We start from the raw sequence: 24,242 nt of genomic DNA on the forward strand, positions 1-24,242 counted from the left end.
GCTCATCTATATTGATGAGCATTTTTTATGAATAGCAAAGCCTACATTTTGCAAATAGTATGTGATAAGAACATTACATAATAAGTAGGTGAAGGCAATGTTTCGTTATTTTAAGTTTAAGTTAAATGATACAGTACAGTTTGCCGAGAACGATGGGCATATGTATCGCATTGTCGGTTATCGGTTAGAAAAAGGATTTTATCCAAAAGATGAATGGACTCATATCATTTATGAACTACTTAGAGAATTTGACGGGTATACGATGGATGCAGAAGAGGAAGAACTTGTAAAGGTCGTTCAAGTAGAGGATGAGTATTATAAAATACAAGAAGTATCAGGTTATCGCTATCCAGTAAAAATGAAACAAAAACAACAAGTGATGAAAATAGAAAAGATGGACGATTTATTAGATGCTTACAATGATTATAAAAGGTTGGCGGATTTCTTTAAAGATTTATCGTATGAACAAAAAGCTGAAGAAGTATTATTAGAAATGAAAAGACTTAGAGCTTGAGGGGCAGTCTATTATAAGACTGTCCTCTATTTTTGACAGTGCATCAAAGTGTGTTTTCCGTTACAATGAGAGAATCAATAGAAATAAGGTGATAAACAGTATGGAAACAAAGAAAAAGGGCGAATGGTGTGAAATTATCGTTCCAGCTAAATGGAATGGTATAAGTATTGAATCGGTATTAAAAGTAGAATGGGAAATACCGAAAAAGCTATTACATCAGCTTCGTATGGAAAAAGGTGTTACGGTTAACGGGGAACAAAGAAGATGGAATGAGCTTTTAAAAGAGAACGATAAGTTACAAGTCCATATGTTTGCAGAGGAAGAGTACGGTGTAGATCCAGAATATGGTGAATTACATGTAGTATACGAAGATGATCACGTACTTATCGTAAATAAACCAGAGCAAATGGACACACACCCTGCTGAAAAAGGTGGAACCGGGACGCTTGCAAATCTTGTTGCTTTTCATTTTCAAATGCAAGGTTTAGAGACGAAGGTGCGTCATATTCATCGTTTAGATAAAGATACGACAGGTGGTGTCGTGTTTGCTAAGCATAGAATTGCTGGTGCAATTATGGATCGTCTATTAATGGAAAGAAAAATTAAAAGAACGTACGCAGCGCTCGTTGAAGGGAAAGTAAAGAAGAAACAAGGAAAGATTGATGCTGCTATCGGAAGGGACCGCCATCATGCTACAAGGCGTCGTATTTCTCCAAAAGGTGACCAAGCTATCACATATTATAAAGTAGAAAAGTATTTTAAGAAGCAAAACACTACTTTCGTAACGTTACAATTAGAAACGGGTAGAACACATCAAATTCGTGTTCATATGAGTCATAATGGTAATCCACTAGTTGGGGATGTATTATATGGTGGACAAACAAAATATATGTCCAGTCAAGCATTGCATGCGATGAAGATAAATTTCTTGCATCCAATTACGAAAGAAGCAATTGAAGTTGATGTGCCGTTTCCTACAAAGTTAAATAAAAAAATAAAAGAATTTCAAAAAGAAAATGCGTAAAGTATAAGTTTTAACTTGAAAAAAGTAGATTTTTGCAGGGATTTCTCTAAAAGAAGCGAAGCCGTTAAGAGAAAAGAGAGGTGAGAATCACTTGATCAAATATAAGTATGTACTTGGAATATTTTTCGCTTGTCTTTTACTTACTCTATTTCTCTATCCCTATTTACCAAATCGTATGGCAGTACATTGGAATGTAAATGGTGAGCCAAACGAGTTTATGAGTAAACAAGTTGTTGTAGCATTTATTCCTTGTTTTATTATTTTTTCATATGGATTTTTGTATATTATTTCACATAATATATTTAAGTTTAATGAAAGAGAGCATGGTATTATAGGCGGATTTATAAAGAAAATTACGTTATTTATGTTGTTTATTCATATGCTTATCCTCTTTATTAATTTTGGGGATTTGATATCCTTTCAAACAGGATTAACGATTGGGATTAGTATGTTTCTTTTTATGCTGAGTAAAGAATTTAAGAAAATAAAAGGCAAAGAAAAAGATCCAATTAAATTACAAAAAATTCGTTTAGTAAGTAGACGAATTTTTCAAGTGATGGCATGTGGCATATTGTTTTCATTGTTTTTGAACTTAGAGTGGGGATTTTATGTATTGCTTAGTGTAATAAGCTGTGGATCTATGTTGTTTATGTTATATATTTTCTATTCATACATAATAGAAAGCTATGAAACTTAAAAAAGAGTCTTCTCATGAGAAGACTCTTTTAATCTATTTATTTCGTAATAAATTGTTGTGTCCAGTAGTTGCCGCTTTCTACATAGCCAACACCGATGTGAGTGAAGCCGTTATTTAAGATGTTTGCACGGTGTCCAGCGCTGTTCATCCAAGCTTGTACTACTTCTTCAGGTGTACGTTGGCCTTGAGCGATGTTTTCACCTGCAGATGTATAAGAAATACCAAATTTCTTCATCATATCAAACGGAGATCCGTATGTAGGACTGTTATGATCAAAGTAGTTGTTTTTTTGCATATCTTCAGACTTAATACGTGCTACTTTACTTAATTCAGTATCGATTTTTAGTGCTGGTAAGCCTTGTTTTGCACGCTCAGCGTTTGTTAATTCAACAACACGTTGTTCGAACTCGCTTAAAGATTTTGCTTCTTCAGCAGGCTTTTGCTCAGCTGGTTTTTGTTCAGCAGGTTTTTGAGTATTGTTGTTTTCAGTAGGTTTTTGAGCTTCTGGTTTTTGAACTTCTTCAGCAGGCTTTTGCTCGGCTGGTTTTTGTTCAACTGGCTTTTGAGTTTCTGGCTTAGCTGTTGGTTGCTCAGTTACAACATTTTCAGTAGGTTGTTGACCAGGAATGAAGCAGTTTGGTTGGAAGTTTCCTTGTTGCCATTGTGCTAATGATTCAACTCCCATAGATTGTAAGAATGCTTGTAATTCTTGTTGGCTCATTTGTTTCATCATCACTTTTGAATGCTGAATATTTTGAACCTTTAAGTTAGATGGTTGTACTGTTGCAGCTTGTGCATCTAGAGAAGATACTCCTAAAGTAAGAGCTGTTGCAGCAGCTACAGATAATAAAACACGCTTTTTCATGATGTGTGTCCCCCTATATAAAGTTTTAATTTGTTTTCACACGATTTGTTTTTGACAGCCTGTCTGACTGACAAATTCATCGTAGCATACAATTTGCGAGAAAAAAGATGGAAAAAAATTCATAGACTTTAAAATTACCTAATTTATCCTAAGAGAAGGAGGGAGCAAAAATAAGAGAAATATAGAGTATAAAAGGAATTTATAGTGTTTTTATACTTGGTTTTAAGAGGGGATTTTTGGATAAAGTTACCTAAATAGAAAATGAAGAATCCTATTGTATCAATGGTTTGAGCGATTTTTTTGAGGAATATAATGGATTGATTTTTACAAAACTGTAATGTTTCTGTTGTTCTTTTTTATAATAAAGTAACATATTTTTAATGTTGTAGCAGACAAAAAAGCGGCTATCTCTTTACATAGACGAAGGAGATAGCCGTTTTCCTATTATTACGTATGTTACGAGTTATTACGAGTTAGTTTCAATTGCTTCTAATAATAAATCCACAATGTGAATTCCTCTTATCTTATGAGAAAGCCCTTCTCGCTCAATACCCAATTTCATTTGTAATAAACAACCTGGATTTGCAGTAACAATGGTTGCTGCTTCTGTTTCATGCACACGGTCCATTTTGTAATCTAGAAATTCCATTGATAACTCTGAATGAACAATATTGTAAATACCAGCAGAGCCACAGCAACGATCGGCATCTTTCATTTCTCGATATGTTGCACCTTGGATAGCCTCTAGTAACATACGAGGTTCAGAAGATGTGCGCATAACATTGCGTAAATGACAAGAGTCTTGATACGTAATAACTTGCGGCGTGAGTCGTAAGTCAGTTCGCTTATGGAAGTCTAGTTCTACTAGTATAGCAGTAATATCTTTAATCTTAGAAACAAACTGCTTAGCACGTTCAGCCCAATCCGGATCATCCTTTAAAAGATAATCATAGTCTACGAGGTAAGCTCCGCAACCACCTGCATTCGTAATAATATAGTCGATGTTTAAGTCTTCGAATGCTTTTATATTGCGCTTTGCTAATTCTTTTGCTCCACTCTTTTCACCAGCATGTCCATGCAATGCACCGCAGCAACTTTGTGTTTTCGGAATAACGATATCACAACCAGCTAATTGAAGAAGTTTCATCGTTGCGTTATTTGTTTCTAAAAACATCGTATCCATTAAGCAGCCTGTGAAGAATGCAACTTGTTTTTTCTTTGTACTTTCTGCAGGTAAAAATGAAGGACGATCTTTCATCGCTTTCATTTTAGGGACTTTTGGTAAAACGAGATCCATCGTTGCAAGTGTTTCGGGGAATAACTTCATAATCCCTGTTTTATGTGTTAGCGTTTGTAAACCAGAACGTTGATAAAATCCGATTAGTCCAGTTAATGTTCTCATTCGATTTTGATGGGGGAATAATCCTTCAAAAACGACTTTTCGAACAGCTTTCACTGGCACCGAGAATTTTTTATTTTGATTAATAATATCACGAGCTTCTTCTAATAAATGCCCATAATTTACACCAGATGGACAAACAGGTTCACAAGCACGGCAACCAAGACAAACGTTTAATGTATTCTCAACATCTTCATCTGGTTCGATTAAACCATCAACGACAGCTTTCATTAATGCGATACGTCCGCGCGGTGAATGTGACTCTTTATATCCGGATTGAATGTAGGTAGGACAAGTAGGTAAACAAAAACCGCATCGCATACAGTTTAGTAATTCATCTTCACTTAATCGTTCTTTAAATTCTTTTTGAATATTTTCTTTATTCAATGTCGTCATCGCTCAACCACCACTCTTTTTCGGGTGTCTTTCGCGAACATTTTTCCAGGATTCATAATGTTATTTGGATCGAAAGCTTGCTTTATTCCTTGCATAGCTGCAATACCTTCCTTACCTAATTTCATTTCTAAATATGGAGCTTTCATCGCACCAACACCATGTTCACCAGTAATTGTGCCACCAAGTTCAATTGCTTTCGCAAATATTTCAGCAAAAGCTTGTTCAGCTCGATGCATTTCTTCTGCATTACGAGCGTCTGTCATACAAGTTGGATGTAAGTTACCATCACCAGCGTGTCCAAACGTACAAATAGGAATATTATATTTTTTTGCAATGGTATTAATAGCTTCAACCATTGGAGCTATTTGTGAACGTGGTACAGTTGCATCTTCTAATATTGTAGTAGGTTTTAATCGTGCGAGCGCTGATAGGGCACTACGGCGAGCGGTACGAAGCGCATCTGCTTCCGTCTCATCTTTTGCAACGCGAACATCAACTGCATTCATAGAGTGGCAAACGTTAGCCATTTTTTCAATATCTCGATTGACTACTTCGGGTGGACCGTCTTGTTCGATTAATAAAATTGCTTTTACATCTGTAGGTAAACCGATTTGTGCAAACTCTTCTACTACTTCAATTGTCGGTTGGTCTAAAAACTCCAGTGTTGCTGGAATGATTTTATTTGCAATAATAGAAGAAACAGCACGTGCAGCTTCATTAATATCTTCATATAATGCAAGCATTGTTTTCTTTGTTTCAGGCATAGGAACAAGTTTTAATATGGCTTCTGTTACCACGCCAAGTGTTCCTTCAGAACCGATAAATAAACGAGTTAAATCGTAACCAGCTACATCTTTTGCTAATTTACCACCAGTGCGAATAATATCACCATTTGGTAAGACAAGTTCAAGCCCCATTACATAATCACGTGTTACGCCATATTTCAAACCGCGTAATCCACCTGAGTTTTCATTAATATTACCGCCGATTGTAGAAATTTTCATCGAGCTTGGATCTGGTGGATAAAATAAACCTTTTTCTTCTACCGCTTTAATAATATCAAGTGTAATGACACCAGCTTGTACAGTAATTGTTAAGTTTTCTTCATCAATTTCTAAAATATTGTTCATATGGCGGAAAATAAGGACGATACCGCCTTCAAGTGGACATGTTCCTGCGCAAAGATTTGTTCCAGACCCGCGCACATACACAGGAATTTTGTGAGTGTTACATACTTTTAACACTTCAGCTACTTCATTTGTATTACGAGGAGCAATGACTGCATCAGGCATTGCTTGGAAGTTTGGAGTGGCATCATAACTATAAGTTAAACGCCCCATATTGGATGTATCTACATTATCTTCGCCAACAATAGATACGAATGAATGAATAATTTGTTTTTCTAACATTGGAAATCCCCCTCAAACTGTTAACGTGTTTAGTTATAATAAACAACGTGGTAACAGTGCTTTCATTATAATGATAAAAAAGTCGAGGGATTCTTTCTATGTATAATCATCTAAAGATTAATCTATTTTATCGTTCTTTTTTGTATGATTATCTAATAGGAGGAGTGCGAAGTATAAAACGTTTAAGTCTTTGAATTGTTTTGGATCAAGTCCTGTATGTTCTTCAATCTTTTTTAGCCTATAATGTAAGGTGTTAATGTGTATATGTAATTGTTTAGCTGTCTGTTTATAAGATTGGTTATAATCGATAAATAAGCGTAAAGTGTGCATAAGCTCAGGAGATGATAGTAAGCTTTCGATGGTACGCTTTAGAAATTGTTCACGCGTTTCGGCAGAAATATCTTGTAAACACATTTCTAAACGTAAATCTTCATTAAATACAATTTTTTTCGTTTCCAATGATACAGAAAGAGCACGTAATGCTTGTTCGTAACATATGTTCATATTGTTTGGGGTAACTGTTTGCCCAATCCCGATATATAAAGGAATAGAAAATAAAGCTTCGCAGTCTTGTTTTAACCGTTTTAAAAACTGATAAGTTTGTTCTTTGGAGCTCATCGCTGTAAATAAAATAAAACGATCATTTCCCCAGCGAACAAATAGATGCTCTTTTGTTAAAATATTTCGTACATGTTGCCATATTTTACGCTGGAGCATTGTGTCATTTTTGCCAATAGAAAACAAAACAAGTTGTTTTTTCTTATATAAATCAATGCCAAGTGTTTTGGCACGATCAAGAAAACTCGGGGACCACTCTGTATTTTGAAGCCAATCAAAGACAAAAGCTTCATAAGAACGGTGCTCAAGTTCTAATTGCTCTAAAAAGTAGTTTTCATGAATTAATAATTCGGTCATCTTACGCAATATTTCTCCGTAGCGTGAAATATTTTCAGGTTCTCCGGTAATCCCAATGACACCGATTACTTCATCATGAAATAATAGAGGAAGATTCATCCCAGCCTTTACACCTTGCAATCGCCTTTCATCTTCTTTTGTAATGATGACGGTTTTCTTTTGTTTAGCGCAGCGGAGTGCACCTTCATGAAATTGGCCAATTCTTTCTGTATCTGTACTTGCGATAATAACGCCTTCTATATTAATGATAATTATATTTTCTGTAATTAGTCTGCGTACTTCTCGTACAATTTTATTCGCTAAATCAGGAAATAGCATAATTGACACACCTCAAATTCTATTTGTTGTACATTATATATGTAAATTGAGTAAGAAAGGGGAATTTCACACTTTCCACACATTTATTTGTTATTTTACAATTATAACGAAATCATCTGAAGATGGAGGGAATCTTTTGAGAAAGTATGTTTTTCTTCTCTGTTTTTTATTTCTATTAGTAGGGTGTCAAGGAAGTTCATATACACCAATTGCTAAAGATAAAAATGTTATTATAACTACGAATATAAAAGAAGGCAGTATTAGTTTTATTGATAAAAAGGATAAAAAGTTAATTACGACATGGGAACTAAATGAGCCAATGGCCGGAATCACACTGCTTCCAAATGGCGATGAAATACTTGTATACGGTAAGCAATTAGAATATATGTATGTATATTCACTAGCGGAAGGAAGGCAAGTGGAAAAATATAAAACTGGAAAGGGCATTGTAAATGTGGTCGTATCAGCAGATAAAAAACAATTATTTGCTGCTGATCAAAATGTTCAAAAGGTAAGGTTCTTTACGATAAATGGGAAAGAGACAGGAAATGTTTCAACAGGAAAAGGACCTATAACGATGGTAGAGTATCAGAATCGGTTATCTGTACTAAACTTTTATGATACGAAACTAACGACAATTGATACGAAGAAAAAAGAAGTTGTTCAATCCTTTATGATTCCGCCAGCATCAACAGGAGCGACGATTAGTCCTGATGGGAAAGAAATATGGATTGGCGGGCATGGTGATGGAAATCAAGTGAATGAGAAAGTATTAGTGTATTCTTTACAGAGCGGTGAAATGGTACGTTCTTTACACGCTCCATTTATGCCTGTGAACATAACGAAAGATAATAAGTACGTATATGCATTAAGCCACGGTTCGAATATGCTTAGAAAATTTGATACTAGTACGTATAAAGAGGTAGCTTCCGTTGAAATAGGCTCAAATCCATTTTCATTTTTGAAAAGCGGAGCAGAAGGATATGTAGCAAGTTATGATAGTGATGAAGTGTGCGTTATGGATATGAAGAGTATGAAAATAAAACAAACAATTAAAGTCGGAAAAGGACCGTTTCAACTCATAGAGAGGGAAGGGAAGGACAATGAATAAATATAGAGTGCTAGTTGTAGATGATGAAAGTGATATGAGGCAGCTTGTTGGAATGTATTTGGATAACTTTGGATATGAGTGGGGAGAAGCTGAAAACGGAAAAGAGGCTCTTAAAAAACTAGAAACGGATCATTATGATTTCGTTGTATTAGATATAATGATGCCAGAAATGGATGGACTTTCAGTTTGTAAAGAAATTAGAAAAACGTCAGATGTGCCGATTATATTTTTAACCGCAAAAGGTGAAGAGTGGAATAGGGTGAATGGCTTACGTATGGGAGCAGATGATTATATTGTAAAACCGTTTAGTCCTGGTGAATTGGTTGCACGTATGGAAGCTGTACTAAGAAGATATACAAAGCAAGAACAGCAAGAAGAGATTCAATTTGGACCAATTCTTATCAATGAAAAAAGCAGACGAATTGAGGCGAATGGTGAGTCGATTTCTCTTACTGTAAAAGAGTTTGATTTACTATATTTTCTTTGTCAGCATACAGGACAAGTATTTAGCCGGGAGCAATTACTTGAAAAGGTATGGGGATATGATTATGCCGGAAGTACAAGAACAGTAGATACGCACGTGAAAACGATGCGCTTGAAGCTTGGAGAAAGTGGAAACTACATTCAAACTGTTTGGGGTGTAGGCTATAAATTTGAGGTGTAACATATGTTTACGATGGTACAAAAACTTTGGCTTACAGTAGTATGTGCAGTATGTGTAACAGTGTCCTTTCTTTATTTCGTATCTTTATACTCGTATGAAAAGTTATACGTTGATAATTTAAAAACTTCGTTAGTAATGGAAGGGAAAAGTCTTGCTGCTCAATATGATAAGCGTGAAGGAATATCAACTTTTGAAGAGAAAGTAAGATCGTTTGATCAAATATCTAGTTCAGACGTTATTTTCGTATCTAATCCGCGTGATTTAAGCGCATGTTTGCCTTTTGATGTGCATCATCATTCTCTTATAAGTGAAGGAGACAGGCAAACGCTATTAGATGGGAAAACTGTGACAAAAATAGGATATGAAGAACATTTTGACCGTAATATTATGGGGGTTGTCATTCCTGTATTGGAAAATAAAAAATTAGTCGGAATTGTCTATTCGTATATTCCTTTAAAAAGTATAAAAGATTTAATCTATGATATGGGTCTTATTTTAGCACCGTTAGCAATTGCTATGATTTTAATTACGATATGGGTTGGAAGAAAAATTATAATTGCAATTACGAAGCCACTTTCGCAAATGGAGCGGGTTGCAAATCATTTGGCTACGGGAGATTTTTCGGAGCGGATTACAGTTTCTTCAGAGGATGAAATTGGACGATTAGGAAAAGCATTTAATAAAATGGCAAATTCATTAGAAACAGAAGATGTAAAGCGTAAGGAATTTTTAGCAAATGTTTCGCATGAACTTAGAACACCACTTAGTTATATAAAAGGGTATAGCGAGGCTATTTTAGATGGTGTTGCAAAGGGAGCTCAGCAGGAAAAAGTAACTCAGCTAATTCATAAAGAAGCAGGTCGTATGCAGCGTCTCGTTCATGACTTGTTAGACTTAGCACAATTAGAAGGTGAGCACTTTCCGTTAAAGAAGCAACCTATCGTTTTTTCACAGCTGATTGAAGACGTATTAGATACGTATGAGATTAAGTTTATAGAAAAGGAAATTCATATTTCAACCAATTTAAATCCAGAGGTCATTGTCATGATTGATGAGGATCGTATGCAACAAGTGCTTCATAATGTGTTAGATAATGCGATACGATATACAAATCAAAAAGGAAATATCGTTATAACTTTAGAGCAAATCGATGATTACTGTGAATTAAAAATAAAAGATACAGGAATTGGCATTGATATAGAGCATTTGGAGAATCTTGGGGAACGCTTTTACAGAGTTGATAAAGCGAGAAGTCGTCAACATGGTGGAACAGGTTTAGGCCTTGCTATTGTGAAACAAATTGTTCATATACATGGTGGACAGTGGAAAATTGAAAGTGAAAAAGATAAGGGAACAACGGTTATTATTAAACTGAATGTACAGGATGAGGGGGGCATGTTCTAATTTTTAGGGCATGTTCTTTATATTGAAGAAAATATTTATCCCGCTATTCGCCGGTCAGTAAGACCCTCACCTCAAAACTCAGCGGAAGCAAAGAAGTTAGGTAGAGGCACTGCTGCCCGTAAAAGCCCGATTGGTGAGGGCTAATAATCAGTGGGGGATGAACAAAACCCTCACTGATTAAAGTTTCACTTTATACGTAAAAATATAAATTAATATGTAATAAATATCGAAAATTTGACTATTTTATGAACAAAACATTTGTACTTCTTATCAATTCGGTCTAAAATAGTTATGATGCAAAGTTCTTATAAATCGTTTCAATTGTTGTTTGGAAGATACTGAGGTGATTTAACTGGAGTACAAATCTATTAAACCGAAAAAAATTTACGAAGAAGTATCTGAAGCTATTTTAACAATGATTAAAAATGGTACGTTAAAACCTGGTGACAAACTACTCCCTGTGCATCAATTAGCTGAGCAGTTTCAAGTTGGCAGATCTGCTGTTCGTGAAGCGCTAAGTGCGCTAAGAGCGATGGGCTTAATTGAGATGAAACAAGGAGAAGGTACATATGTGAAGAACTTCGATTCTTCTTCATTAACGAAATCATTAAACAATAGATTATTAATGAAGAAAGAAGATATTTTGAATTTATTAGAAGTACGAAAGGTGCTTGAAGTGGGGGCAGTTCGAGTAGCGGCGGCAAAACGTACGGAAGATAATTTACAAAATATGAAACATTGGTTAGATGAAATGGCAAAGAGCATTGGAGATGAAAAGGCTGGCGAAAAAGCCGATTTTCAATTTCATATGGGAATTGCAGAGTCTTCGCATAATAGCATTTTGCTTGAACTCATGAATCATGTTTCAGAGATGATTGCTGAAACGATTGGTGAATCAAGACGCATTATTTTATATGGTGAACAAACGACATCAGAACGACTTATAGAAGAGCATCAAGTTATATATGATGCGGTGTTAAAACAAGATGTAGAATTAGCGCAGCAAGCAATGCTAGATCACTTAACAAATGTAGAACATATTGTCACAGGTAAAAACGATATAAATTCGTAATTTAATCTTTTAAAAATTTAATTTTCTGATAAAATAGAGAAAGATTAAGTAAGCGTTTTCTTTAGAAGAGGGAGAGGATAGGCCATGGTTGAGCCTATTTCTTCTCTGCTAAGTCATCTGATGACCATATGTTTGTTGGTGAAGTTGTAAAAAGGGGGAGTAATAGTTATGAAAGTTACTTTATTTGTTACTTGTTTAGTCGATATGTTTGAAACAAATGTCGGTAAAGCAACGGTTGAAGTGTTGGAGCGTTTAGGTTGTGAAATTGAATTTCCAGAAGCGCAAGTTTGTTGTGGTCAGCCTGCTTATAATAGCGGCCATGTAGAAGCAGCAAAAGAAGCAATGAAACATATGATTGAAACTTTCGAAGATGCAGAATATATTGTTACGCCATCTGGTTCTTGTGCGACAATGTTTCATGAGTATCCACATGTTTTCAAAGATGATCCAAAGTGGGCTAAACGTGCACAAAAAGTTGCTGATAAAACTTATGAATTTACACAGTTTATTGTGGATGTTTTAAAGGTTACTGATGTTGGTGCAAGTTTACCAGGGGTCGCTACTATTCATAAATCATGTCATATGACACGTATGCTTGGAATAAAAGAAGCACCAGGAATTTTATTATCAAATGTAAAAGGATTAACTGTGAGAGATTTGCCAAACGTGCAAAATTGTTGCGGGTTTGGGGGAACGTTTTCAGTTAAGATGACTCCAATTTCTGAGCAAATGGTAGACGAAAAAGTAGATAGTGTAATGGAAACAGGTGCAGATTATTTAATCGGTGCAGATTGTGGGTGTTTGTTAAACATTGGCGGACGTATTGAGCGTTTAGGAAAAGAAGTAAAAGTAATGCATATTGCTGAGGTACTGAATAGTCGCTCATGAAGGGGGAACATAAGCTATGTCTATGAAAATCAGTGAGAAAAAATTTAATGATCGCGTTGGTGATGGAATTCAAGATTCGTTTATGCGCGGAGCAGTATCTTCTGCACAAACGCGTTTATATACGAATCGCTTAAAAGCCGCAGATGAACTAGGAAACTGGGAAGAGTGGCGTGAACTAGGTGAACAAATTCGTCAACATACGTTAGAAAATCTTGATTATTACTTAATGCAGTTAAGTGAAAATGTATCAAAAAGAGGCGGACACGTGTACTTTGCGAAAACGAAAGAGGAAGCAGCAAAGTATATTCAAGACGTTGCAAAAAAGAAGCAGGCAAAAAAGATAGTAAAATCAAAGTCGATGGTAACAGAAGAAATCAGTATGAACCATGCGCTTGAAGAGATTGGCTGTGAAGTGTTAGAGAGTGACTTAGGAGAGTATATCTTGCAAGTAGATAACGATCCACCTTCACATATTATTGCACCTGCACTTCATAAAAATAGAACGCAAATTCGCGATGTATTTAAAGAAAAGCTAGGCTATGAAAATTCTGATGACCCGTATGAAATGACAAAGTTTGTTCGTAAACAACTTCGTGAGAAATTTATGGATGCAGAAATTGGTGTAACTGGTTGTAACTTTGCTGTTGCAAATACTGGCTCTCTTTGTTTAGTAACGAATGAAGGTAATGCAGATCTTGTTATGTCAATTCCTAAAACACAAATAGCGGTAATGGGTATGGAACGTATGGTTCCGACAATGGAAGAATTAGATGTTTTAGTTGGTTTACTATGTCGTAGTGCAGTAGGTCAAAAATTAACAAGTTATGTAACAGTAGCGGGGCCAATTCAAGAAGAGGAAGTTGATGGACCTGAAGAATTTCATTTAGTTGTTGTTGATAATGGTCGCTCTCAAATTCTTGGATCTGAATTCCGTTCAGTATTACAATGTATTCGTTGCGCTGCTTGTGTTAATGTATGTCCTGTATATCGTCACGTTGGTGGACATTCATATGGATCGATTTACTCAGGACCAATCGGTGCGGTATTAACACCGCTTCTAGGTGGATATGATGATTACAAAGAGCTTCCTTATGCATCTAGTTTATGCGGAGCATGTACAGAAGCTTGTCCAGTAAAAATTCCATTGCATGATTTATTATTAAAACATCGTCAAGTCATCGTTGAGCAAGAAGGTCGTGCACCACTTGCAGAAAAACTGGCTATGAAAATGTTTAGTATGGGTGCTTCTTCAGCTGCTTTATATAAAATGGGTTCAAAAATGGCACCAGCGGCAATGAGTCCATTTACATCTGGTAATCGTGTATCAAAAGGTGTTGGACCACTTAAAAACTGGACGGATATTCGTGAATTCCCAGCTCCAAGTAAAGAACGATTCCGTGATTGGTATAAAGATCATAAGAAAGGCGGGGATAAATAATGACAGGATTAATTCAAAACCGTGATGCCTTTCTAGATAACATTGCAAAAGAACTTGGGCGCGCGCGTAAAACAGAAGGTGTAGAGCGTCCAGTATGGAAAAGTAATGTGAATATAGAAACGTTAAAAGATTATTCACAAGAAGAATTACTAGAAGTGTTTAAAGAGCAATGTACAAACATTCATACAACTGTAGTAGAAACGACAAACGACCGTTTAGGTGAAGACCTTCAAAAAGTAATCATGGAAAACGGCGGGGGACCTATTTTATTATCAGCAGATGCGCGTTTTGATGCATATGGTTTAACATCTTTATTTAAAGAAGAACTTCCAAAGCGAGATGTTGAAGTAAATGTATGGGATCCAGAGAGAAAAGACGAAAATATGCGTTTAGCTGAAAAAGCGAATATTGGTATTGCATTTAGTGATTATACATTAGCTGAATCTGGTACAATTGTTGTACAAAGTCATAAAGGTCAAGGGCGTTCTTTACACTTTTTACCGACTGTATATTTTGCTATTATTCCACGTGAAACACTTGTGCCTCGTATTACACAAGCAGTTCAGGATATGAACTCACGCGTAGAAAATGGGGAGACAGCGGCATCTTGTATTAACTTTATTACAGGGCCAAGTAACTCGGCTGACATCGAGATGAATCTTGTTGTCGGAGTACATGGACCATTAAAAGCAGTTTATTTCATCGTATAAAAGAGGGGAAAGCAGGCCAGGAAATGGCCTGCTTTTTAGTAGAATAAAGGATAATATGAAGTAGAAGTTCTCTCCTTTTTTTGCTATGTTTTTTGGGAAAGGAGAGGAAGGGATGTTCACTTATTTATATGCACTGTTAGCAGGGATGGTGTTTGGTTCTTTTTTTATGCTAGTTGCGATGAGGGTTCCATTAGGTGCTTCTATTATTACCCCGCGTTCACATTGTGATTATTGCAAATATGTGCTAAGGACAAAAGAACTAATCCCCATCATTTCATTTTATATACAAAGAGGCTGTTGTACGAATTGTAAGAGGAAAATTCCAATTATGTATGTAGCATTTGAATGTATAACAGGAGGTATATTTCTTCTTACAGTGTATATGATTGGAATAGAACGAGAGCTTATTATTATTTTATCCCTTTTTTCGCTACTTCTTATTATTTCAGTTACAGATTACTTATATATGTTAATTCCTGATTGTATTTTAATTTCGTTTGCCTTTTTACTCATTCTCGAAAGTGTTTTTGTACAATTAGTTACTTGGACAGATAGTATAGCTGGTAGTGGTGTTATATTTATTTTGTTATATTGCATGCAAAAGATATATCCAGAAGGGCTTGGCGGAGGAGATATAAAACTACTTTCGTTACTTGGATTTATAGTAGGAGTGAAAGGAGTTTTTATCGTTTTATTTTTAGCATCTTGTTTTAGTCTTTGTTTTTTCGGGATTGGTATCGGATTAAAACGTATAGAAGTACGAAAGCCAATTCCATTTGGTCCTTTTATTAGTCTCGGGGCAATATGTTATGTATTGGCCGCATATTCAAATTAGAGAGGGAATCGAAAATGAACGTATATATGGATGATCAAAGAAGTTGCCCGTTCGGGTATGTGCCCGCAACTACAGTAGAATGTGCTTTGCAAATGGTTCGGGATTATGATGTGAATATTCTTTCTCTTGATTTTAATATGGGATGGGGAGCGAAAAATGGACTAGATTTTGTAGAAGCTTTTTGTACAGAGGGGTTATATGTAAATGAAATTCACTTTCATACGAATGATGTCATCGGTATGCACAAGATGAAACAGAGAATGGATAAGGGAAAGGAAGAAGGAGAAATTACTCCTCACCTTGTTGTTAAATACGTGGGTAGCTAAAAACTCCAAAGTAAAACTTTGGAGTTTTTAATGTTTCATATGGGCTTGTAAAGGAATAATCTCTTCTTGTTGAGCTGTTGCGATTTCAGTTTCTTCCTGTTGAACTTCAGGCGTTTTCTTTGTTAAGTAGTGGTATACCATACCGACAAATACTGATCCGCCAATAATGTTACCAATTGTAACAGGAATTAAGTTATGAATAGCACCTGAAAAAGAAATTGTCTCAGGATGCGGTGAAACTAAAGATAAAGCAAAGAGTGATAAGTTTGCAATACTATGTTCGTAACCAGATAAGAAGAATGTGAAAACAAGTAGCATCATCACCATTATTTTTGCTGTGTCACCTTTAACCTGAGAAGGTAAGAAGCAAGCAAGACATACGAGCCAGTTACATAAAATGGCTTTAAAGAATAACTGCATCGTAGGTGTATTCATCTTTCCTTCAACGACTTTACTCATTAAGTGACCGTGATCAATTGCTTCAAAAATTCCAGTTGCGTAAAATAGTAAGGCAAAGAATAATGCGCCGGCTAAGTTACCTGCATAACAAGCAACCCAGTTACGAAGTGTATCAGAAATCGTTGTTTCTTTTCTTAAAGTTGCGACAGTAAAGTACATTGTGTTCCCAGTAAACAATTCAGCACCGCCATATATAATAAGTACGAGAGCAATCCCGAAAAACATAGAGGCAGATAAATAAGTTGCTGGTGAATCTGCAATGTGAAAAAAGTTACCTAATTTAAAACATAGTACAATAATAAAACCGATATAAATACCAGCAAGTGCAGCACGAATGAAATATTGCATTGGGTTTGTATCTAGTATTTTCTTTTTGCTTTTAGCCAGTTTGACAACATAATCTAGTCCTTGTTCTAGCATGAGTAATACGCTCCTTTAGTAAATCTTCTATAAATACTCCTTATATGAATAAAGTACATGGAATTGTTCCTACTTTCAATGAGTTTGTGCAATGTTTCACAAAAAGGACATACATACATTAAGAAAACGTTTACAAAAGATAGTATAATGGAATTTTTTCTGGACATTGCGAGGAAGAAAGGAAAAAGAAAAAGCGCTGTAATTACAGCGCTTTTTCGTCTAAATTCTTTTCCACTTTTACTTCTACTTCTTTTGAGAAGAACCAACCACCAACTGCGATTCCGACTAATACAATCCAGAATGTAAGCTTCCACGGAGTGGATTCTGGGAATGAATGTGGAATTACATTTAATGCAGGGTGTGCTAACGTATAAACTGCTAGCTTCACACCAACCCAACCTACAATTAAGAATGCTGCAGTTTCAAGCCCTGGTTTACGTTTTAAGATTTGTACGAAAGCAGTTGCTGCAAATCGCATAATGATTAATCCGATAAGTCCACCTACAAAGATAACAACGAATTGCCCAGTATCAAGACTACCAATTGTACCTAGTCCTGTTTTTGGTAAAGTCATTGCTAGTGCAACAGCAGCTAAAATTGAATCAACTGCGAAGGCGATATCAGCAACCTCAACTTTAAATACAGTCCACCAAAAGTTCTCTTGTTTTTTCTTTGCTTCTTTTTCTTCTGTTTCTTCATCTGTATTCTTTTTAACATATGTTTTAAATAAGTGATTACCAGCGATAAACATAAGGTAGATGGCACCGATTGCTTGCACTTGCCATACATCGACTAAGAACGAAATCATAAATAACGATCCAAATCGGAAAACGAATGCCCCCGCTAATCCGTAAAATAGTGCTTTCTTTCGTTTTTCTTCTGGTAAATGTTTTACCATAATTGCAAGAACAAGAGCGTTATCAGCCGCTAAAATCCCTTCAAGTGCAATTAGGATGAGTAATACCCAACCATACTCCAATAATAATGATACATCCATGTACATTCTCCTCTCATCTCTATAACTTCTAAATAAGTGAAGAATTTCCCCACTATTTAGTTTCCCCATACTCCTGCCTATTAACTTTGGAAGAATCTGGAAATGAATGCAAAAAAGACCTCTGCCGTTAATAGGCAAAGGTCTTGCTAGACATATGTAATAAAAATGCCAACAAAGCCGGAAGAACTAAGTTCTACGTAATGACGACTTTGTTTCCAAGATATATTCTTGGACGCTACTCCCCTTTGGAGATATGTTATTGTATTCTCATTATATGGATAATTTATACGGTTGTCAACCTGTTAAAATATCTTCATTCGGATATTTTATTTTTCGGTTCTTTTTACGAGCAAATGAAAATGCCAATGTTAAAGGACCCATTTTCCCAAAAAACATCATAAAAATAATAATCGTTTTTCCAATTATAGTTAAGTGGGGTGTTAAGTTCATACTGAGGCCAACAGTCCCAAATGCTGAAAATACTTCGAAAGCACTCATCAATAGAGGAACTCGTTCAGTAATACTCAAAATTAAAATAGCAAAAAAGATAAATGAAATAGAAATAATAGTAATGGTTAATGATTTGACAATGAGAGTATCTTTAATGGATTTTTTAAATACGACAATATCTTCTTGTTCTTGTAAAAATTTAAATACACCAAAAAATATGATTAAAAATGTTGTTAACTTAATCCCCCCACCCGTTGAAGCACTACCAGCACCAATAAACATAAGTAGCATCATTAATAGCAGGGAAGGTTTTGACAATGTAGAAATATCAACTGTATTAAACCCGGCAGTTCGTGTTGAAATTGCTTGGAAATAAGAGGCCATTCCTTCTTCAAATGGGGTAAAACCTCTCATAGAAAGAGAGTTATGGAACTCGAATATAAAAATAAAAAGGGTAGCAATAATGTTGATGATTAGAGTAGAAGAGAGCATAAGTTTTGAATGTAGTGTAAGGTTTTTAAAGTTTTTCTTTCTTTTTATGTCTACGATCACTGTAAAACCAATTCCACCTAAAATGATGAGAGAGGAAATGACGAAATTGACAATAATGCTATGAGAATGGGACATTAAATTATCGCTCCACACAGAAAAACCAGCATTGTTAAAGGCTGAGATTGAATGGAAAAAACTATAATAGATCCCTTTGGTAACCCCGTATTTTGGTACCCACTCAAAAGAAAGAATTAAAGTAGCGATACATTCGACTGTAAAAGAGAATAAAAATAATGCTTTGGCAAGACGGATGACGCCGCCTATATTCGTTTGATTTAATGCTTGTTGTAATAAAATACGGTTTTGAAGACCGATTTTTCTGCCGAGCATAATCGCAATTAAGACAGCAAAGCTCATAATACCAAGTCCGCCAACTTGTATAAGCGTTAAAATGACACATTGGCCAAACAAAGTAAATACTTTTCCAGTGTCCACAACACCAAGCCCTGTAACCGTACAGGCAGAAACTGTTGTAAATAAAGCATCGAGCCATGAAATAGACGTTGTTGTAGCGATTGGAAGCTTTAATAAGCATGTACCTATAATTGATAACATGATAAAAGACAAAGTAAGAACGCGGGGAGGACTCATACGAATGTTAATCCGTTTCATGTTATATATCGTTCCTTTCTGTTTGCTCTTACTAGTATGTGAAAAAGTCCGATTATGTATGTGAAAAATAGAAAGAGGCAGAGAATATCTGCCTCTAAGCCATATGTTATATTATTATCCGCGTAATTGTTGTTGAGCTAAAGAAACAAGACGTTTTGTTACTTCACCGCCAACTGATCCGTTAGAACGAGATGCTGTATTAGACCCTAAGCTTACGCCGAATTCTTGTGCAATTTCATATTTAAATTGATCAAGTGCTTGTTCAGCACCTGGAACTAGTAATTTGTTTGTTTTTGCCATGATGATACACATCCTTATGAGTAATCCAGTCCAGATAAGTACTTATCTGAATTGGTACTGTTATTTTATGTGGAACCGGCGTGCTCATACGCGGAAGTAATCGGTGTGATTAGAAGTTATTGGATAGAAAAAAGAGTAGCAAATTTGCTACTCTTTTTTTAGTATTGTCGCTGTACCTTCCACGACAATATCATCCGATTGATTATATATATTTGTTTGCAACGTAATGATTTTTTTATCGTCACGCTTCTTAATAACCTCTGCCACAACGCGAAGTGTATCACCGATTTTGACAGGGGCACGGAATGAAACATTTTGGGATAAATAAATTGTATTTTTGCCTGGGAGTTTCGTTCCAAGGATGGTAGAAATAAAACTCGAAACGAGCATACCATGGGCAATGCGTTCTTTAAACATTGTCGTTTTTGCAAAAGAGTCTAAAATGTGAATAGGATTCACATCCCCAGTCAATTTTGCAAAATTGATAACATCTTCATCTGTAATTGTTTTTGTAAGGGATGCTTGATCACCGACTTGAATCTCATCATAACGAAGCTCCGGGACGGTTTGTGCTTCTTGAAATGGATTCATTTTGTCCTCCTTCTTTTCCATATCGAAAAATGCCAGCCATCTTGATGTAGTAGGAGGAAGAAAGAGTTTTGTTTGTGCTGCAGTTAGCTCCCACATTTTTCTTACTTGATGGAAGTAAATAGATTTTTTGAGTTTTCCTCGAACTTTTTTGCGAGTTCCAACTGTTTTGACTTGAACTCTTCCAAAAAACCTTCTAACTGTTTTTGAGCCTCTTCACGTTGTAATTGTTGTTGCTCAATAAATTGTTTTGTTGTTTCTTCAAATTGACCGCTTGTTTGTGTAAGAATTGACAAAGATGTTTTTGTAGGAGAAACAGTAAGTTGATGCATATGAGCAGAAAGTTCCTTCCATTTGTCCTGCCACTCGTTAATTTGATTATTTAAGGAGTTTCCAGTTAATTGTTTCACGTAATCTGTATATTGGTTGTTGAACTGAGCAGTGAGTTGTTGTAGTTCTTTTTCTAGTTCATCTACTCCTGATGTTAATTTATGCAAAGCGTCTTGTTGTTGTTTTAATGTTTCTAAAGTAAGCTGCTCTAATTGTTTCCCAGCTGAAGAGAAAAGGGAAAGTGATTGAGACCAGTTTTTCCAAAATGCATCGACTAATTCGTATGGTTTAGTTTCCATTATTTGACCCCCAAATGTTTTTTTGCATATTGTGAACGCAGATTACTCTGCTGTACCACCAGGTGAAGATGAAGAATCCTTTTCATCCTTTTCTGGAGAAGTAGAAAATGGAAAGAATGCATTGGTGTATAACGTGAAAAACGTTCGCAACATATTTTGATAATGTTCAAAAGAAGTCGCACATGTTGTTAAATATTGCTCTCCATATTCAGTTAAAGAATAAATTCTTTTTGCCGGCCCTCCATCGCTTGTATCCCAAGTAGAAGAAATAAGGTTTTCTTTTTCTAATTTGCGTAGTGTTCTATAAACATTACCTTGGTCAACAGAAGAAAAGCCGATATCCATTAGCATTTGAATAAGTTTGTAACCATGAAGACTCCAGTCTTTTAGACATAGAAGTAAGAAGGGAACTAAGAAGTTTTTTGGCATGGAGTTTGGTTGTTTCGCTTGGTTGCTCTCCAAACTTTCGCGTTGTTCTGGTTCATTTTGTAGCATGATTGTGCATCACCTCATGAATCAGTTAGATGGAATTTTTTGCTTATAAGTGCAATTTACACCTATCTGTTTTTAAAGTCAACACATTTGTTAGAAAATAGAAAAAATAAAATATAGACTTGAAGTTTTATTCAGAATATTAGAAAATAGTGAATAGGTTGAATTGTTTCAAAAACGAAAAAAGGAGTGTAGGTAAAGTGATTGATCAAAAATTCGATCCACTACAAGCATGGAAAAATGCTTATGAACAAACCGAAACATTTTGGGGAAAAGCGCTCAATGAAACAATTAAAACAGAAGAATATTCTGCTTGGATGGGCAGCGTTCTAGATTTGAATTTGTTTTATCAAAAAGCATTAAATGATACGACAAAAAACTATTTAGAACAAGTAAATGTGCCGACGAAAGAGGATATCGCAAGAGTGGCTACGCTTGTTATTAACTTAGAAAATAAAGTAGATAACATTGAGGAGTTTCTAGAGGAGAAAGTCGATTCTTTAGGACAAGCTCCTACATTAAAGCGTGATGTGACGAAAGTGAAACAAGATATTCGTACGCTTGAAACAAAAGTAGATCAAATTTTAGAATTGCTAGAAAAGCAAAATACAGTACTAGCTAAACTACAAGTACCTGTAAAAGAAGAGGTAAAGCCTGCGAATAAGCCAGAAAATAAAAAATGATAAAAGCGCTTGTTTATAACAGATAAAAGAGAGAGGGAGAATCTCTTTTCACGTATAAACAGCGAAACATAATTATATATGGACTCTATAGTATGAGTACCAAAATGATTCATAACAATCGTTCACAAATTCATTTAAGGGGGAAAAGAAATGGTTCAATTAAATGGAAAAGTAGCAATCGTAACAGGTGGAGCAAAAGGAATTGGAAAAGCAATTACAGTAGCATTAGCACAAGAGGGAGCGAAAGTAGTTATTAACTATAATAGCAGTAAAGAAGCAGCTGAAAATTTAGTAAATGAATTAGGAAAAGACGGACATGATGTTTATGCAGTGCAAGCGGATGTTTCTAAAGTAGAAGATGCAAACCGACTTGTAGAAGAAGCTGTGAATCATTTTGGTAAAGTTGATATTCTTGTTAATAATGCTGGTATTACAAGAGATCGTACATTCAAAAAGTTAAATCGTGAAGATTGGGAGCGCGTAATTGACGTGAATTTAAGTAGCGTATTTAATACGACAAGCGCTGTTCTTCCATACATAACAGAAGCGGAAGAAGGAAGAATTATTAGCATTTCTTCTATTATTGGTCAAGCAGGTGGATTTGGCCAAACAAACTACTCAGCAGCAAAAGCAGGTATGCTAGGATTTACAAAATCGTTAGCGTTAGAACTTGCAAAAACAAATGTCACTGTAAACGCTATTTGCCCAGGATTTATTGATACTGAAATGGTAGCAGAAGTACCAGAAGAAGTACGTCAAAAAATCGTTGCAAAAATCCCGAAAAAACGTTTTGGTCAAGCTGATGAAATTGCAAAAGGTGTAGTATACCTATGCCGTGACGGTGCGTATATCACAGGTCAACAATTAAACATTAACGGCGGATTATATATGTAATGAAGCAAGAAAAAAGTGCATATCCATAGCAGGAATGCACTTCTTTTTTTTAGAAGGAAATCGACCAAAAAGGAGATAGAAAAATGACTACATTCGCAACAGAATGGGAAAAGCAATTAGAGCTATACCCAGAAGAGTACCGAAAAGCATACCGCCGAGTGAAAAGGGCGAGTGAAATTTTATTACGTGAACCAGAGCCGCAAGTAGGATTAACGCCGAAAGAGGTTATTTGGACGAAGAATAAGACGAAGCTTTATCGCTACATTCCAAAACAAGAAAAAACACAAAGAGTTCCAATTCTGTTAATATATGCTCTTATTAATAAACCATATATTATGGATTTAACTCCTGGAAATAGTTTAGTGGAATATCTAGTGGATCGTGGTTTTGATGTGTATATGCTTGATTGGGGCACATTTGGTTTAGAAGATAGTCATTTGAAATTTGATGATTTCGTGTTTGATTATATTGCAAAAGCAGTAAAAAAAGTAATGCGAACTGCGAAATCGGACGAGATTTCTTTACTTGGTTATTGCATGGGTGGAACGCTAACTTCTATTTATGCAGCGCTTCATCCGCACATGCCAATTCGTAACCTAATCTTTATGACAAGTCCTTTTGATTTCTCTGAAACAGGATTGTATGGTCCTTTATTAGATGAGAAATACTTCAATTTAGATAAAGCGGTTGATACATTTGGAAATATTCCGCCAGAAATGATTGATTTCGGAAACAAAATGTTAAAGCCAATTACGAACTTTGTTGGTCCATATGTTGCTTTAGTAGATCGTTCAGAGAATGAACGCTTCGTCGAAAGCTGGAGATTGGTTCAAAAGTGGGTTGGTGATGGTATTCCGTTCCCAGGTGAATCATACAGACAGTGGATTCGTGATTTTTATCAAAATAATAAATTGGTTAAGGGTGAACTCGTTATTCGCGGACAAAAGGTAGACCTTGCAAATATTAAGGCGAATGTCTTAAATATTTCTGGGAAACGTGATCATATCGCTTTGCCATGTCAAGTAGAAGCATTGCTAGATTATATTTCTAGCAATGATAAACAATATGTATGTTTACCGACAGGACATATGTCTATCGTTTACGGTGGAACAGCTGTAAAACAAACATATCCGACGATTGGAAATTGGCTTGAAGAGCGTTCTAATTAAAAATAAAAAAAT

26 protein-coding genes and 1 riboswitch are annotated in these 24,242 nt (G+C 35.6%); of the genes, 15 read left to right on the plus strand and 11 right to left on the minus strand.

What is annotated here, in order from left to right:
* Positions 1-97 precede the first annotated feature (97 nt).
* The 3 genes from HMPREF1014_RS18395 to HMPREF1014_RS18405 all read left to right on the plus strand — a co-directional run bounded on the left by HMPREF1014_RS18395 (position 98) and on the right by HMPREF1014_RS18405 (position 2,235).
* Positions 98-514: a YodN-related protein gene (locus HMPREF1014_RS18395; protein WP_000490301.1), complete on the plus strand. Its 417-nt coding sequence runs from the start codon at positions 98-100 to the stop codon at positions 512-514.
* Between the two features lie 100 nt (positions 515-614).
* On the plus strand, positions 615-1,538 hold the full coding sequence (locus HMPREF1014_RS18400; RefSeq protein ID WP_000448320.1) for an RluA family pseudouridine synthase: 924 nt from the start codon (positions 615-617) through the stop codon (positions 1,536-1,538).
* Between the two features lie 91 nt (positions 1,539-1,629).
* Positions 1,630-2,235, plus strand: a complete 606-nt coding sequence (locus HMPREF1014_RS18405) for a DUF1648 domain-containing protein (RefSeq protein ID WP_000598995.1) — start codon at positions 1,630-1,632, stop codon at positions 2,233-2,235.
* A 37-nt stretch (positions 2,236-2,272) separates the two neighbouring features.
* Here HMPREF1014_RS18405 and HMPREF1014_RS18410 read toward each other — a convergent pair whose 3' ends face one another.
* The 4 genes from HMPREF1014_RS18410 to HMPREF1014_RS18425 form a co-directional block, all read right to left on the minus strand.
* Positions 2,273-3,100 (minus strand): CAP domain-containing protein, encoded by an 828-nt coding sequence (locus HMPREF1014_RS18410; RefSeq protein ID WP_000747589.1) that lies wholly within the window; start codon positions 3,098-3,100, stop codon positions 2,273-2,275.
* Between the two features lie 466 nt (positions 3,101-3,566).
* Positions 3,567-4,895, minus strand: a complete 1,329-nt coding sequence (locus tag HMPREF1014_RS18415; protein WP_000209648.1) for a (Fe-S)-binding protein — start codon at positions 4,893-4,895, stop codon at positions 3,567-3,569.
* Positions 4,892-6,304 carry a glycolate oxidase subunit GlcD gene (gene glcD / locus HMPREF1014_RS18420; RefSeq protein ID WP_000890754.1) on the minus strand — a complete coding sequence of 471 codons (1,413 nt, stop codon included), beginning with the start codon at positions 6,302-6,304 and terminating at the stop codon, positions 4,892-4,894. Before glcD ends, HMPREF1014_RS18415 begins: the two co-directional genes overlap by 4 nt.
* A gap of 117 nt (positions 6,305-6,421) precedes the next feature.
* On the minus strand, positions 6,422-7,537 hold the full coding sequence (locus HMPREF1014_RS18425) for a CdaR family transcriptional regulator (RefSeq protein ID WP_000898644.1): 1,116 nt from the start codon (positions 7,535-7,537) through the stop codon (positions 6,422-6,424).
* Between the two features lie 136 nt (positions 7,538-7,673).
* Here HMPREF1014_RS18425 and HMPREF1014_RS18430 point away from each other — a divergent pair, with 136 nt between their 5' ends.
* The 9 genes from HMPREF1014_RS18430 (at position 7,674) to HMPREF1014_RS18470 (ending at position 15,985) form a co-directional block, all read left to right on the plus strand.
* A complete protein-coding gene (locus tag HMPREF1014_RS18430; protein WP_001234148.1) occupies positions 7,674-8,648 on the plus strand; it encodes a YncE family protein in 975 nt (324 codons plus the stop codon).
* Complete coding sequence (locus HMPREF1014_RS18435) at positions 8,641-9,312, plus strand: response regulator transcription factor (RefSeq protein WP_001046400.1); 672 nt, start codon at positions 8,641-8,643, stop codon at positions 9,310-9,312. Before HMPREF1014_RS18430 ends, HMPREF1014_RS18435 begins: the two co-directional genes overlap by 8 nt.
* 3 nt (positions 9,313-9,315) lie before the next feature.
* On the plus strand, positions 9,316-10,716 hold the full coding sequence (locus HMPREF1014_RS18440) for a sensor histidine kinase (protein ID WP_000494818.1): 1,401 nt from the start codon (positions 9,316-9,318) through the stop codon (positions 10,714-10,716).
* Positions 10,717-11,098: 382 nt separating this feature from the next.
* The gene (locus HMPREF1014_RS18445) at positions 11,099-11,788 is read left to right on the plus strand and encodes a FadR/GntR family transcriptional regulator (protein WP_254904472.1); all 690 of its coding nucleotides are present in this window, start codon (positions 11,099-11,101) and stop codon (positions 11,786-11,788) included.
* A gap of 168 nt (positions 11,789-11,956) precedes the next feature.
* Positions 11,957-12,676 carry a (Fe-S)-binding protein gene (locus HMPREF1014_RS18450; RefSeq protein WP_000869150.1) on the plus strand — a complete coding sequence of 240 codons (720 nt, stop codon included), beginning with the start codon at positions 11,957-11,959 and terminating at the stop codon, positions 12,674-12,676.
* 16 nt (positions 12,677-12,692) lie between these two features.
* On the plus strand, positions 12,693-14,114 hold the full coding sequence (locus tag HMPREF1014_RS18455) for a LutB/LldF family L-lactate oxidation iron-sulfur protein (protein ID WP_000061922.1): 1,422 nt from the start codon (positions 12,693-12,695) through the stop codon (positions 14,112-14,114).
* The gene (locus tag HMPREF1014_RS18460) at positions 14,114-14,824 is read left to right on the plus strand and encodes a LutC/YkgG family protein (protein ID WP_000147183.1); all 711 of its coding nucleotides are present in this window, start codon (positions 14,114-14,116) and stop codon (positions 14,822-14,824) included. Before HMPREF1014_RS18455 ends, HMPREF1014_RS18460 begins: the two co-directional genes overlap by 1 nt.
* Before the next feature lie 112 nt (positions 14,825-14,936).
* Complete coding sequence (locus HMPREF1014_RS18465; protein WP_000495716.1) at positions 14,937-15,659, plus strand: prepilin peptidase; 723 nt, start codon at positions 14,937-14,939, stop codon at positions 15,657-15,659.
* Positions 15,660-15,673: 14 nt separating this feature from the next.
* Positions 15,674-15,985, plus strand: coding sequence for a cyclic-phosphate processing receiver domain-containing protein (locus HMPREF1014_RS18470; protein ID WP_001103761.1), 312 nt, complete (start codon positions 15,674-15,676; stop codon positions 15,983-15,985).
* Between the two features lie 27 nt (positions 15,986-16,012).
* Here HMPREF1014_RS18470 and HMPREF1014_RS18475 read toward each other — a convergent pair whose 3' ends face one another.
* From HMPREF1014_RS18475 to phaQ, 7 genes are all read right to left on the minus strand, one after another.
* On the minus strand, positions 16,013-16,864 hold the full coding sequence (locus HMPREF1014_RS18475) for a formate/nitrite transporter family protein (protein WP_000893029.1): 852 nt from the start codon (positions 16,862-16,864) through the stop codon (positions 16,013-16,015).
* Positions 16,865-17,066: 202 nt separating this feature from the next.
* A complete protein-coding gene (locus HMPREF1014_RS18480; protein WP_000383326.1) occupies positions 17,067-17,861 on the minus strand; it encodes a TerC family protein in 795 nt (264 codons plus the stop codon).
* An 82-nt stretch (positions 17,862-17,943) separates the two neighbouring features.
* A riboswitch (yybP-ykoY riboswitch) is annotated at positions 17,944-18,117 on the minus strand.
* 38 nt (positions 18,118-18,155) lie between these two features.
* Complete coding sequence (locus HMPREF1014_RS18485; RefSeq protein ID WP_000822340.1) at positions 18,156-19,475, minus strand: TrkH family potassium uptake protein; 1,320 nt, start codon at positions 19,473-19,475, stop codon at positions 18,156-18,158.
* 114 nt (positions 19,476-19,589) lie between these two features.
* Entirely contained in the window at positions 19,590-19,775 is a 186-nt protein-coding gene (locus HMPREF1014_RS18490) for an alpha/beta-type small acid-soluble spore protein (RefSeq protein ID WP_001140707.1), read from the minus strand.
* Positions 19,776-19,922: 147 nt separating this feature from the next.
* Positions 19,923-20,366, minus strand: coding sequence for a MaoC family dehydratase (locus tag HMPREF1014_RS18495; RefSeq protein WP_001067916.1), 444 nt, complete (start codon positions 20,364-20,366; stop codon positions 19,923-19,925).
* A 101-nt stretch (positions 20,367-20,467) separates the two neighbouring features.
* Positions 20,468-20,992: a polyhydroxyalkanoic acid inclusion protein PhaP gene (phaP, locus tag HMPREF1014_RS18500; RefSeq protein ID WP_000448599.1), complete on the minus strand. Its 525-nt coding sequence runs from the start codon at positions 20,990-20,992 to the stop codon at positions 20,468-20,470.
* Positions 20,993-21,034: 42 nt separating this feature from the next.
* Positions 21,035-21,487: a poly-beta-hydroxybutyrate-responsive repressor gene (gene phaQ / locus HMPREF1014_RS18505; protein ID WP_000939955.1), complete on the minus strand. Its 453-nt coding sequence runs from the start codon at positions 21,485-21,487 to the stop codon at positions 21,035-21,037.
* A gap of 197 nt (positions 21,488-21,684) precedes the next feature.
* Here phaQ and phaR point away from each other — a divergent pair, with 197 nt between their 5' ends.
* The 3 genes from phaR to phaC all read left to right on the plus strand — a co-directional run bounded on the left by phaR (position 21,685) and on the right by phaC (position 24,230).
* Positions 21,685-22,167, plus strand: coding sequence for a polyhydroxyalkanoic acid synthase subunit PhaR (gene phaR / locus HMPREF1014_RS18510; RefSeq protein WP_000566943.1), 483 nt, complete (start codon positions 21,685-21,687; stop codon positions 22,165-22,167).
* A 150-nt stretch (positions 22,168-22,317) separates the two neighbouring features.
* The gene (locus HMPREF1014_RS18515) at positions 22,318-23,061 is read left to right on the plus strand and encodes an acetoacetyl-CoA reductase (RefSeq protein ID WP_000250407.1); all 744 of its coding nucleotides are present in this window, start codon (positions 22,318-22,320) and stop codon (positions 23,059-23,061) included.
* A gap of 83 nt (positions 23,062-23,144) precedes the next feature.
* Complete coding sequence (gene phaC / locus HMPREF1014_RS18520; RefSeq protein ID WP_000206338.1) at positions 23,145-24,230, plus strand: class III poly(R)-hydroxyalkanoic acid synthase subunit PhaC; 1,086 nt, start codon at positions 23,145-23,147, stop codon at positions 24,228-24,230.
* The last annotated feature ends 12 nt before the right edge of the window (positions 24,231-24,242 follow it).

It is taken from the genome of Bacillus sp. 7_6_55CFAA_CT2 (assembly GCF_000238655.1).
Lineage (GTDB): Bacteria > Bacillota > Bacilli > Bacillales > Bacillaceae_G > Bacillus_A > Bacillus_A cereus.